The sequence below is a fragment of the Protofrankia sp. CiP1_Cm_nod3 genome (assembly GCF_982290655.1).
This window is the reverse complement of sequence record NZ_CEVIVD010000004.1, coordinates 26,392-38,371: the sequence shown is the minus strand read 5'-3', so window position 1 is coordinate 38,371 and position 11,980 is coordinate 26,392. Positions and strand designations below refer to the sequence as shown.

10 protein-coding genes are annotated in these 11,980 nt (G+C 73.4%); all 10 read right to left on the bottom strand.

Translation table 11 applies throughout. From position 1 onward, the window contains the following. Positions 1-7 precede the first annotated feature (7 nt). Positions 8-736 carry an FAD-dependent thymidylate synthase gene (thyX, locus tag AC5LUJ_RS02180; protein ID WP_250282284.1) on the bottom strand — a complete coding sequence of 243 codons (729 nt, stop codon included), beginning with the start codon at positions 734-736 and terminating at the stop codon, positions 8-10. Positions 737-853: 117 nt separating this feature from the next. Then, positions 854-2,959, bottom strand: coding sequence for a hypothetical protein (locus tag AC5LUJ_RS02175; protein ID WP_250282258.1), 2,106 nt, complete (start codon positions 2,957-2,959; stop codon positions 854-856). Between the two features lie 10 nt (positions 2,960-2,969). Next, on the bottom strand, positions 2,970-4,685 hold the full coding sequence (locus tag AC5LUJ_RS02170) for an Hsp70 family protein (RefSeq protein WP_250282256.1): 1,716 nt from the start codon (positions 4,683-4,685) through the stop codon (positions 2,970-2,972). 18 nt (positions 4,686-4,703) lie between these two features. Then, positions 4,704-5,153: a hypothetical protein gene (locus tag AC5LUJ_RS02165; protein WP_250282255.1), complete on the bottom strand. Its 450-nt coding sequence runs from the start codon at positions 5,151-5,153 to the stop codon at positions 4,704-4,706. A 25-nt stretch (positions 5,154-5,178) separates the two neighbouring features. Then, a complete protein-coding gene (dapB, locus tag AC5LUJ_RS02160; protein ID WP_250282253.1) occupies positions 5,179-5,946 on the bottom strand; it encodes a 4-hydroxy-tetrahydrodipicolinate reductase in 768 nt (255 codons plus the stop codon). Continuing rightward, complete coding sequence (locus tag AC5LUJ_RS02155; protein WP_250282251.1) at positions 5,943-7,256, bottom strand: M16 family metallopeptidase; 1,314 nt, start codon at positions 7,254-7,256, stop codon at positions 5,943-5,945. The genes dapB and AC5LUJ_RS02155 overlap by 4 nt, the downstream gene beginning before the upstream one ends. Before the next feature lie 9 nt (positions 7,257-7,265). Then, positions 7,266-9,467: a polyribonucleotide nucleotidyltransferase gene (locus AC5LUJ_RS02150; protein ID WP_250282249.1), complete on the bottom strand. Its 2,202-nt coding sequence runs from the start codon at positions 9,465-9,467 to the stop codon at positions 7,266-7,268. Between the two features lie 214 nt (positions 9,468-9,681). Then, positions 9,682-9,951, bottom strand: coding sequence for a 30S ribosomal protein S15 (gene rpsO / locus AC5LUJ_RS02145; RefSeq protein ID WP_250282247.1), 270 nt, complete (start codon positions 9,949-9,951; stop codon positions 9,682-9,684). A 141-nt stretch (positions 9,952-10,092) separates the two neighbouring features. After that, on the bottom strand, positions 10,093-11,049 hold the full coding sequence (locus AC5LUJ_RS02140; RefSeq protein ID WP_250292386.1) for a bifunctional riboflavin kinase/FAD synthetase: 957 nt from the start codon (positions 11,047-11,049) through the stop codon (positions 10,093-10,095). A gap of 2 nt (positions 11,050-11,051) precedes the next feature. Beyond that, the gene (gene truB / locus AC5LUJ_RS02135; RefSeq protein ID WP_250282281.1) at positions 11,052-11,978 is read right to left on the bottom strand and encodes a tRNA pseudouridine(55) synthase TruB; all 927 of its coding nucleotides are present in this window, start codon (positions 11,976-11,978) and stop codon (positions 11,052-11,054) included. Between the last annotated feature and the right edge of the window lie 2 nt (positions 11,979-11,980).

Genomic DNA, 11,980 nt, shown 5'->3' with positions numbered 1-11,980 from the left:
ATCCACCTCAGTCGGCGAGCGGGCTCGACGCAACCTCGGTCCCGTCGTCCAGGGCGGTCACCTGGAAGTCGCCGAAGACATTCGGCGCGAGTCGCTGGAGCTCACGCAGCACCGCCACCGCCAGGGCGCGGATCTCGACGTCGGCCGCCTCGCTCGCCCGCATCGCGACGAAGTGACGCCAGGCCCGGTAGTTCCCGGTCACCACGATCCGGGTCTCGGTGGCGTTGGGCAGCACCGACCGGGCGGCCTGCCGGGCGAGCTTGCGCCGGGAGGTCGGTGCCGCCACGTCGGCGAACCGCTTCTCCAGCCCCTCGAGGAGCCTGCCGTAGGCCTCCAGGGAGGCGGCGGCGGCCTCGGTGAACAGCTCGTGCAGCCGTGGGTCCTCGGCGATGACGTCGGGCTCGATCACGGCGGCGTCCCGCTCCGGTACGTAACGCTGGGAAAGCTGGCTGTAGGAGAAGTGCCGGTGGCGGACCAGCTCGTGGGTCAGGCTCCGGGAGACCCCGGTGATGTACACGCTCACCGTCGCGTGCTCGAGCACGGACAGGTGCCCGACGTCGAGGATGTGGCGCAGGTAGCCGGCGTTCGTGGCCGTGGCGGGGTTCGGTTTCGACCAGCTCTGGTAACAGGCCCGGCCGGCGAACTCCGCGAGCGCCTGGCCACCGTCGGCATCGGTGGACCAGTCGACGTCGTCCGGTGGGGTGAACTGCGTCTGAGCGATGATCTGGACGCGCATGCCCATACCGTAACCTGCGGCCAACTGGCCCCGGACCGGACCTATGGCGACCTACGGCGGCCTAGATTCTGGGCGGCGCCGGGCCGTGGTAGACCAGGATCGACGGTCATCCCCCCGTCAACCCCCGGCCGCCCACAGGCGGGCCGACGGCGGGCAGACGCTGGCGACCAGCAGCCGCCCGCCGTCGCGCACGCATCCGAACACCGCCAGGTGCAGCGGCCGTTCGGCCGGCACCGGGAGGCCGCCGTCCACGTCGTATCTGGCGTTGGTGACCTTACGGCGATGCGCGGCCGGGTCGTCCGCCGTGCCGGCCGGCGCGTCGGAGCGCCAGACGACCATCATCTCGGTGCAGCCCGGCGGCCAGGTCCAGCGCAGCAGGTCACCGGCGAGGTGCAGACCGGTCGCGGGCTCGAGGCGGTCCGCGGCGTTCAGGGCGACGGGCGCGGTCAGGACGGGAGCAGGGCCGGGCTGGTCCGCGCCGGACCGGGCGGGGGCGGACCACAGCCCGGAGCGGCCGGCGAGCACCTCGTAGACCGGGATCGGCGCGTCCGGGCCGACCCCGCCGTCCTCGATGCTGGTGACCTGGGTGACGCCGACCGCGCGGGAGGCGCCGTCCGGCCCGATCCGCAGCACGCGGTACCTGATCGTGCCTGCCGACGGCGACGGCTGCCAGGTGACCACCACGGCGCGGCCGGCACGCCGGGCCCGCACCCGCGCCGGTGGCGCCACCCCGGTGACGGCGAGGGCGTCGCGGGCGGCCTGATGGTCGGCGACGATCTCCAGTGCCTCCAGCAGCAGGCTCTCCCGCTGCGCGCCGTGGCTGCGGCCGGCGGCGGCGACCATCTCGTCGGCGCGCGCGAGCTGCTCGCGGACGGCCGCGGTCTCCTCGGCGACGCTGCGCCCGTCCCGGCCGGGCACGTCGGCGGCGTCGCGGGCGAGCTCGTCGAGCAGCCGGGCGGCGGTCCGCAGGTTGCGGCCGGCCAGCGCCGCCTCGACCTGCCGCCACCGCGACCCGGCCTCGCGGATGGCCTGCTCGACCTCGTCGGCGACGGCCCGGATCGCGGGCAGCAGCTCCCCGGCCCGCTCCCGGGCCTCGGCGACCTGCTCGTGGGCCTCGACCGGGCGGCCCGCCCGTAGCGCGGCCCGGGCCCTGGCCAGCGGTTCCAGCCACTGTGTGGCCCGGGACGGCTGAGCTGGCGGGGCCGGTCGGGCCGGCTGGGCCGGCCGGGGCAGCCGGGCCGGCTGAGCCCGGACGGGGGCGTCCGGCACGTCGACGCCGTGCTCGCGGGCGAGTTCGGCGAGCACGGCCTCGGCCCGGCCCCGGTCGAGGCCGTGCTCCTCGGCCTCGGTGAGGAAGCCCGTGTAGTGCCGTGGGGTGAGGGCGTCCTCGACCAGCACCGCCGCGGCCACCGCCGGGCGCAGCCGGGCGGTCACGTCGGCCGCCAGGGCGTCCAGGTACAGCGCCGGGTCGGCGTCGACGAGCAGGGCGGTGACCGCGGCCAGCAGGTCGTCCACGAGTGCGCGGCGGCGGTCCGGGCGGCGTTCGCGGTTGCGGGCGGCGAACTCGTCCCGGGCCTGGCGGATCTCGTCCCGGTCGGCCTCGGGAGGCAGGCCGAGCAGGGTGAGCAGGCTCGTCGGCGGGGTCTCCCCGGACAGCCGGCCGAGCTCGTCGAGGTCGGCGCGTACCTGCCGGAGCAGGTCGGGGTCGACGGCGGGACGGTCGGGACGCGCCGGCGTCCCGGCGGGCAGCACCTTGTACCGGCGCACCCGCAGGGCGAAGGCGTCGGCGTCGATGCCGCGCTCGGCGGCGAGCTGCCGCAGGCCGGGGAGCTTGTCCTCGGGCAGGCCGCCGAAGCGCTGCACCAGCCGGGCCACGGCGGCGTCGAGGTCGGCGAAGCGCTGCCCGTCCCGGTCGTCGCGCTCGCGGCGGACCCGCTCGGCGAGCAGGCCGCGGCGGCGCGCGTCGAGCAGCTCCGGGCCGGCCTGGTCGTGCGCGGCCAGCAGGGCGAGCACCAGGCCTCGGTACTTGGGATGGTCCCGGGACTTCTGCCAGAAGGCCCACACCGCCTCGACGCGGGCGGCGACGTCGGCGTCGGTGAGCCGGTCGGCCTCCGCCAGCGGGATGTCGTACAGCTCGAAGGGGTCGGACTGCCCGGCCCCACCGCGGGCCTGGACGACGGCAAGGACCCGCTTGCGGTAGTCGTTAGGCTGGAAATCCTCCACGCCCGCTCCTTCAGCCCTCCCGACGGCGCAGCCGGGCCACCGCGTCCCGTTCCCGGGCGACGTCGGCCTGGCTGAGTGCCGCGCTGGTCTCCACCCGCACGGTCAGGGGACGGTCGGCCAGCCCCTCGTGCAGCGCGGTCACCTCCAGGATGCCGTCGAAGCCCATCCGGAAGGTGATCTCGATGGGCGTCCCGGCCGGGAAGCCCGGGGGGATCCCGGTGATGTCCGCCTGTGCGATGATCTTAACGTCGTCGACCCGGGTCGACTCGGCACCGCCGCCCTGTTCCACCACATGAACCGTGACAACATCCTGATCGTCGCGGACGGTGCCGAAGCTGCGCCTGACCGCTATCGGCAGCCGGTCGTTGCGGTGGACGAGGAACACCGCGGAGCGTTCGCCGAAACGGTCGAGCGCGAGCACGCCGAACCCGCGGGAGACCACGTTGACCACCTGCACCTCGACGGTGCGGCGGACCCGCTCGGCGGTCAGCCCGAAGGCGTCCGCCAGGCGCCGGCAGGCGGCGGCGAGATCCTCGGGCGCGGCGGTGTCGGGCTGGGCGCCGTCGAGGATCTGCCCCCGGGACACCAGGTCGGCCAGCACCAGCCGCTCGATGGCCTTCTTCTCCCCGTAGAGGGCCGCGCCCTTGGCAACCGCGAGGTCGGGGTCGCGCAGCTCCACCGGCACGCCGAGCTCGGCGGCCAGCCGGCGGGCCACCGCCGGCATCCGGGACGAGCCGCCGACGAGCAGCACCCGGTCCAGCCGGGCGACCCCGCGGGCCCGGGCCGCGGCCAGGACGGAGCGGGCCAGTGTCACGGTCCGCTCCAGCAGGCCGGCGGTCAGCCGCTCCAGGTCGTCCCGGGAGAACGGCACCGTCAGCGCGTGCCCGTCGTGCTCCACCCGGACCGTTGTCCGCGTCCGGTCGCTGAGCTCGCGCTTAGCCTGTTCGGCCGCCAGCAGCAGCGCCTGGGCGGCCTCGGAGTCGTCGAGGGGGTCCTCGGCGCCGGGATGGGCGTCGAGGAACTGCCGGGACAGGTACAGCACGATCTTCTCGTCCCAGTCGGCCCCGCCGAGCTGGTGGTCGCCGTCGACCGCGACCACCGAGACCCGGCGGTCGGCGAGCTCGACGACGGTCACGTCGAAGGTGCCGCCGCCGAGGTCGTAGACGAGCGCGGCCTCCTCGTGCCCCTCCCGCCCGCTCCGGCCCGCGTCGGAGGCGCCGGAGGCGTCGGCGTTGAACCGGGCGAAACCATAGGACAGCGCGGCGGCGGTCGGCTCGTTGATGACGTCCACGACCGTGAGGCCGGCGTACTGCCCGGCGAGCACCGTCGCGCGGCGCTCCTCGTCACCGAAGTAGGCCGGGACGGTGATGACGACGTCGCGGACCGACTCGCCGGCGGCGAAGGCCACGTCGCCGACCAGCGCCCGCAGGATCAGGCTGCTGACCGCCGGTGCCGACCAGGCCCGCCCGGAGCTGACGAAACGCCAGTCACCGTCGCCCATCCGGCGTTTGACCAGCGCGCACACGTCGTCGGCACGGGCGCGGGCGAGACGGCGGGCGGGCTCACCGGTGACGTAGTCGTCCGGCCCGACGAACAGCACGACGCTCGGCAGCGTGGCGGCGCCGTCGGAGAGCGGGACCACCTCCGGCTCCCCCAACCGGTTCACCCGGGCAACACAGCTGTACGTGGTTCCGAGATCGATTCCGTAGACGACGCCCGCGCTCATGTCCGAAACGTATCGAGATCACGCGGCGGAATCGGCGCGTTCGAGAGCTATTGCGTAGCGCATCGCACGCCGTCCCCGACGGGTGTCCCCAGCGTCACCGTAAGCCGCCGCGAGCCGGTACCAGGCCCGCCAGTCCCGGGGGGCCGCCTCGGTCTCGGCCCGCCGGGTCTCGAAGAGCGCGTCGGCGGCGGCGCGGTCGATCCGGCCGGAGGGGCGTCGCGGCAGCTGCGTCGCGACGTCGGCGGATTCCGCTGACAACTGGCGGCCCAGCCGTTCGGCCGCCCGGCCGAACTGCAGCTCCCGGACGACGACGGCCACGCCCACCACGGGCAGCAGCAGGACGCCCACGCCCATCCCGCGCGCGGCCCAGCTGTCCTCGGTGAGCAGCTGGACGCCCCGCCAGCCGATCAGGGCGAGGTAGAACACCGCCGCGACGACCAGCACGACCACCACGTGACGGGCCTTCACCGCCGCGGCCCCAACGGTCCGGGCCTCACAGCTCGAGCAGGGCCTCGAGGCCCACGGTCAGGCCGGGCCGGTCGGGCGTGCGGCGCACGCCGAGCAGCACCCCCGGCATGAAGGAGGTCCGGTCCAACGAGTCGTGACGCAGGGTCAGCGTCTCGCCGGCGCCGCCGAAGAGCACCTCCTGGTGCGCGACGAGCCCGGACAGCCGGATGCTGTGGACGGGCACCCCGCCGACCCGCGCGCCGCGCGCCCCGGGCAGCGCGGACGAGGTGGCGTCCGGGCCGGCCGGGTCCAGCCCGGCCTTGGCCCGGGCCCGCGCGACCGCCTCCGCGGTGTGGGCGGCCGTCCCGCTGGGGGCGTCGAGCTTGCCCGGATGGTGCAGCTCGACGATCTCCACGGACTCGAAGAAGCGGGCTGCCTGGGCGGCAAAATGGATCATGAGCACCGCCGCGACCCCGAAGTTCGGGGCCACCAGCACCCCGACCCCGGGGGCGTCGGCGAGCCAGCCGCGCACGGTGGCCAGCCGCTGCGCGTCAAAGCCGGAGGTGCCCACGACGACGTGCAGGCCGGCGTCGACGCACCAGCGCAGGTTGTCCATGACGGCGTCGGGGCGGGTGAAGTCGACGACGATCTGGGCGGCGCGCAGGGCGTCGCGGTCGTCCCCGGCGTCGGCCGCGGCGACCAGGGAGAGATCGTCAGCGGCTTCGACGGCGGCGCGGACCGTCGAGCCCATCCGGCCGCGGGCGCCGAGCACACCGACCCGCAGGCGCTCGGGGGCGGCGGGAGCGGAGCTCATGCCGCGACCACCCGCGCGAAGTCGTGGCCGTCGAACGGGCCGATCACGCCCAGGGCGAGCGGACGGGTGAGCAGCTCGGCGGCGACGGCCCGGACGTCGTCGCGGGTGACCGCGTCCACCCGGGCAAGTATCTCGTCGACGGAGAGCAGCTCGCCGTGGACGAGCTCGCTCTTGCCGATCCGGCTCATCCGCGAACCGGTGTCCTCCAGGCCCAGCACCAGGGAGCCCCGGCTCTGGCCCTTGGCCCGGGCCAGCTCCTCGTCGGTGACGCCCGCCGTCGCCATCAGCTCGAGCTGCTCGCGGCAGAGGGCGAGCACGTCGTCGGCGCGCCGCGGCGCGCATCCCGCGTACACGCCGAACAGCCCGGCGTCGGCGAAGTGGGAGGCGAACGAGTAGACGGAGTAGGCCAGCCCGCGCTTCTCCCGGACCTCCTGGAACAGCCGGGAGCTCATCCCCCCGCCGAGGGCCGAGGACATGATTCCCAGGGCGAACCGGCGGTCGTCCTGGCGGGACATCCCGACGGTGCCGAGCACGACGTGCGCCTGCTCGGTGGGACGCCGGTGGACCACCACGCCCGCGGCGTCGGGGTAGGTGTAGGAACCGCCGCGCGCCGCCGCCGGGGCGCCCAGCCCGCCCAGCCGGTCGGCGAAGGCCGAGGTGACGAGCGCGAGCGTCCGCTCATGGTCGATGTTGCCGGCGACCGCGACCACCATGTCCGACAGGGTGTACCGGGAGCGGTAGTACTCGGCGATGGTGTCGCGCTCGAGGTTCTCGATGGACTCGGTCGTGCCCAGCACCGGGCGGCCCAGCTCGGTGTCGCCGAGCAGGGCCGCGGAGAACACGTCGTGCACGACGTCGCTCGGGTCGTCGTCGTGCATGGCGATCTCCTCGAGGATCACGCCGCGCTCGGCCTCGACGTCGTCGGCGGTGATCAGCGAATGGGAGATCATGTCGCTGAGCACCTCGACCGCGTCGGCGAGGTCGCTGTCGAGCACCCGCACGTAGTAGCAGGTGTACTCCTTGGTCGTGAAGGCGTTGAGCTCACCGCCGACCGCCTCGATCGCCGCGCTGATCGTGAGCGCGTCCCGGGAGGGAGTGCCCTTGAACAGCAGGTGCTCGAGGTAGTGGGAGCAGCCCGCCGTCAGTGGGCTCTCGTCGCGGGAGCCCACCCCGACCCAGATCCCGATCGCGACCGAGCGGACCCCGGGGACCTGCTCGGTGAGCACCCGCAGCCCACCGGGCAGCATCACCCGCCGGACCCCGCCGGACAGCAGCTCCTCGCCCGCCCTGATGACAGCCGTGTCGGTCACCGGCGGCGGTCAGGCCCCGACCGGGACGCCGTCGGCGTCCTCGACCACGGGGCTCAGGCTGATCTTCCCGCGGCTGTCGATGTCGGTGATCTCGACCTGGAGCTTCTGGCCGACCTGGACCACCTCTTCCACCTTCTCCACCCGCTTCCCTCCGGAGAGCTGCTTGAGCTTGCTGACGTGGAGGAGCCCGTCCTTGCCCGGGGTCAGCGAGACGAACGCGCCGAAGGTCGTGATCTTGACGATCGTGCCCAGGTAGCGTTCCCCGACCTCGGGGAGCTGCGGGTTGGCGATCGCGTTGATCGCCGAACGAGCGCTCTCGGCGGAGACGCCGTCCTGCGCGCCGATGTAGATGGTGCCGTCGTCCTCGACGGTGATCTCGGCCCCGCTGTCCGCCTGGATCTGATTGATCATCTTGCCCTTCGGGCCGATGACCTCACCGATCTTGTCTACCGGGATCTTGACGGAGATGACCCGTGGCGCGTGGGCGGACATCTCGTCCGGCCCGTCGATGGCCTCGGCCATGACGTCGAGGATCGCCAGCCGCGCGGCCCTGGCCTGCTGGAGCGCGCCGGCGAGGACGGTGGCGGGAATGCCGTCCAGCTTCGTGTCGAGCTGGAGGGCCGTGACGAACTCCCGCGTCCCGGCGACCTTGAAGTCCATGTCGCCGTAGGCGTCCTCGGCACCGAGGATGTCGGTGAGCGTGACGAACTGGTCACCCTCGCGGATGAGCCCCATCGCGATCCCGGCGACGGCGGCCTTGAGCGGGACACCGGCGTTCAGTAACGACAACGTGCTCGCGCAGACCGACCCCATACTGGTCGACCCGTTGGAGCCCAGCGCCTCGGAGACCTGCCGGATCGCGTACGGGAACTCCTCCCGGCTGGGCAGCACGGGCAGCAGCGCCCGCTCGGCCAGCGCGCCATGGCCGATCTCGCGCCGCTTCGGCGAGCCCACCCGGCCGGTCTCCCCGGTGGAGTACGGCGGGAAGTTGTAGTTGTGCATGTAGCGCTTGGTGCGGTCGGGGTTGAGCGTGTCGACCGTCTGCTCCATCCGCAGCATGGCCAGGGTGGTCACGCCGAGGATCTGGGTCTCGCCCCGCTCGAACAGCGCCGAGCCGTGCACCCGGGGGATGAAGTCGACCTCCGCCGCCAGCTCGCGGATCTCGGTGACCCCACGCCCGTCGATGCGGACGCCGTCGGCGACGATGCGCTGGCGCACCAGCTTCTTGGTCAGGGCGCGGTAGGCCGCGCCGATCTCCTTCTCCCGGCCCTCGAACTGGCCCACGACCTTCTCCGCGGCCAGCAGGCGGACCCGGTCGAGCTCGGTCTCCCGCTCCTGCTTGCCCGCGATGCGCAGCGCCGCGGCCAGCTCGTCACCGACCGCTATCGTGAGCGCTTCCAGCACGTCGTCGTGGTAGTCGATGAACAGCGGGAAGTCACGGGTGGGCTTGGCTGCCCGCTCGGCCAGTTCGCGCTGGGCCCGGCACAGCTCCCGGATGGCGGGCTTGGCCGCCTCCAGGCCCGCGGCCACGACGTCCTCGGTCGGGGCGGACGATCCCGCGGCGAGCAGCGGGATCGTCTGCACGGTGGCCTCCGCCTCGACCATCATGATCGCGACGTCGGAGCCGTCGTCGAGGACGCGGCCGGCCACAACCATGTCGAAGGTGGCCCGCTCCAGCTCCGCGTGGGTCGGGAAGGCGATCCAGGTCCCGTCCACATAGCCGACCCGGGTGGCCCCGACCGGGCCTGAGAACGGCAGCCCGGCCAGTGTCGTGGACGCGCTGGCGGCGTTGATCGCGACCACGTCGTAGAGCGTGTCCGGGTCGAGGGCGAGCACTGTCGCCACGATCTGGATCTCGTTGCGCAGGCCCTTGACGAACGACGGCCGCAACGGGCGGTCGATCAGGCGGCAGGTCAGGATCGCGTCCTCGCTGGGACGCCCCTCCCGCCGGAAGAACGAGCCGGGGATACGCCCGGCGGCGTACATCCGCTCCTCGACGTCCACCGTCAGCGGGAAGAAGTCGAGCTGCTCCTTGGGCTGCTTGCTGACCGTCGTCGCGGACAGCACCATCGTGTCGCCCAGGTAGGCGACGGCCGAGCCGGCCGCCTGGCGGGCCAGCCGGCCCGTCTCGAAACGGACGGTCCGCTGGCCGGCGGCACCGTTGTCGATGACTGCCTCGGCCGAGATCGTCTGGTCTTCTACTGGCACCATTCCTCCTCCACATCGGCCGGGTCCGTCTCGCCGAGGAGGCCGGCGCTCAGTCGAAGCCCCCGGGTCCACCGTACGACCGCCTCGTACGGCCCAGCACCCGGGCACCACCACCGAGGACCGACAGCTCGCACCGTCACGGACCCGGTCAGATCAATGGAAGCGACATCGCCTCACATACGACATCGCTTCCCCATCGCTATCCCCGCCTCCGCCGCTACCGCCGCAGCCCGAGCCGCTCGATCAGCGACCGGTACCGGCTGATGTCGGTGTTGGCGAGGTAGTTCAACAGCCGCCGCCGGCGCCCGACCAGCAGCAGCAGGCCCCGCCGGCTGTGATGGTCGTGCTTGTGCATCTTCAGGTGCTCGGTCAGGTCACTGATCCGCCGGGTGAGCATCGCCACCTGCACCTCGGGGGAGCCGGTGTCCCGCTCGACCGTGGCGTACTCGGACAGGATCTGCTGCTTGACGTCGCTCGCGAGCGGCATGCGAAACCTCTTTCGTCACCGGGCGGGATGCGCGCCCGGGGTCTTCCCCACCCGGGCTGACGGACACACCACGCTCGTCTGGTGTCGAAGCTTACCAACCCAGCGGGTACTGCCCGACCTGCGTCCGCCGGCGTCCCACGGCTACCGGTGCCCCGGGCCCGCTACCGCGATGATCTTGCGGGTGGCGGTCACGTCGGCGGCCATCTGGGTGACGAGGTCGCCCACGGAGTCGAAACGCAGGGTCGGGCGCAGCCGTTCGGTGAACTCGAACGCCAGCTGGGCGCCGTAGAGATCGCCGTCGAAGTCGAGCAGGTACGCCTCGACCCGGCGGTCGGCGCCATCGAACGTGGGGTTCGTCCCGATCGAGATCGCCGCCGGGTGACGCGCCGGATGACGCTCGGTGGCCCGCAGCACGTACCCGGCGTAGACGCCGTCCGCCGGCACCGCCGCGTACCGGGTGGTGCGCAGGTTCGCTGTCGGATATCCGATGGTCCGCCCGCGCGCGTCCCCGTGCACCACGGTCCCCTCGACCCGATGGTCACGGCCGAGCGCACGCGCCGCCGTCGCCACGTCACCCTCGGCGATACGAGCCCGAATGTGGGTGGAGGAGAGCACATGGTCGTCCTCGCGCACGAGCCGGACGCCCTCCACCGCGAAGCCCGCCGCCTCGCCGGCGCGGCGCAGGCTCTCCAGGTTCCCCTCCGCCCGGTGGCCGTAGGTGAAGTTATCGCCGACCACCACCACACTCGGCCGCAGCCGGGGCCGCAGCATGCCGTGGACGAAGTCCGCCGCCGGCATCAGGCTGAACTCGGGCGTGAACGACTGTACGCACACGGCGTCGGCACCCAGGCGGCCCAGCAGTTCGATCTTGAAATCAGGAGTGGTCAACAACGGTGGGTGACTGCCTGGACTGATGACCTCCGCCGGATGCGGGTCGAAGGTCAGCACCAGGACCGGCTCGCCGGCCTGACGCCCCCGCTCGACCGCACGGGTGATGATCTGCTGGTGGCCGCGGTGGACGCCGTCGAAAAAACCGATCGTCACGACACCGCCGGGCCAGTCGTCCGGCGTATTGCGCACCTCACGCCACCACTGCACGTTCAGAAGCCTATCGGGATCTCCGCGGGCCCAGGGGTGGAAGGCGGCGTGAAAACCACCAACGGCCGGCCGGCCCCCGCGGTGTCCTGGGCCAGGGCGAGCAGCTCACCAGCAGGGCCGAAGACACCATAGAGGCCGGGCACGCCGAACGGCGGCAGCCGGCGGCCATGAGATATCGCACCTGCCTCGTCGGCGTCGACCTGGCGGCGGGGGAACAGCGCGCCGACCGCGCCGGCCAGCGGACGCAGCGCGGCCGCCCCCCGCTCGGCGAGGGTGTCGAGCGTGACCGCCCCGGCAAGGCCGAACGAGCCCACCGACGTCCGCCGCAGGGCGGTGAGGTGGGCGCCGCAGCCCAGCGCCGCGCCCAGGTCGCGGGCCAGCGCCCGCACGTAGGTGCCGCTGGAGCAGGCCACGGCCACGTCGAGATCCGTCCCGCGGCGGGCGAGCAGGTCGAAGCGGCTCACCGTCACCCGGCGCGCCGCCAGGACGACGTCCTGCCCGGCGCGCACCCGGGCGTAGGCCCGCACCCCGTCGACCTTCACCGCGCTGACCGCGGACGGGACCTGGTCGATCTCACCGGTGAGCGCCGCCATGGCGGCGGCCAGGCGCGGCTGGTCGGCGGCCGCCGCCTGGGCGACGGCGTCGTCCGCGACGGCGAGCGCCTCCCCCTCGGCGTCGTCGGTGGTGGTCGACACGCCGAGCCGCACCGTCGCCTCGTAGACCTTGCCCGTCAGGGCGAGATGACCGAGCAGCCGGGTGCCCCGGCCGACCCCGAGCACCAGCACGCCGGTGGCCATCGGGTCGAGCGTGCCCGCGTGGCCGATCCGGCGGGTGCGCAGTATCCGGCGGGAGCGGGCGACCACGTCGTGCGAGGTCCAGCCCGCCGGCTTGTCGACCACGACCAGGCCTTCCACAGCCGGGCCTTCCACAG

Bases quoted from the DNA above. Each gene is read 5' to 3' on its own strand.
- rpsO (WP_250282247.1), bottom strand. From the start codon at position 9,951: ATGCCGCTCGCGAGCGACGTCAAGCAGCAGATCCTGTCCGAGTACGCC.
- AC5LUJ_RS02170 (WP_250282256.1), bottom strand. From the start codon at position 4,685: ATGAGCGCGGGCGTCGTCTACGGAATCGATCTCGGAACCACGTACAGC.
- AC5LUJ_RS02150 (WP_250282249.1), bottom strand. From the start codon at position 9,467: ATGGTGCCAGTAGAAGACCAGACGATCTCGGCCGAGGCAGTCATCGAC.
- dapB (WP_250282253.1), bottom strand. From the start codon at position 5,946: ATGAGCTCCGCTCCCGCCGCCCCCGAGCGCCTGCGGGTCGGTGTGCTC.
- thyX (WP_250282284.1), bottom strand. From the start codon at position 736: ATGCGCGTCCAGATCATCGCTCAGACGCAGTTCACCCCACCGGACGAC.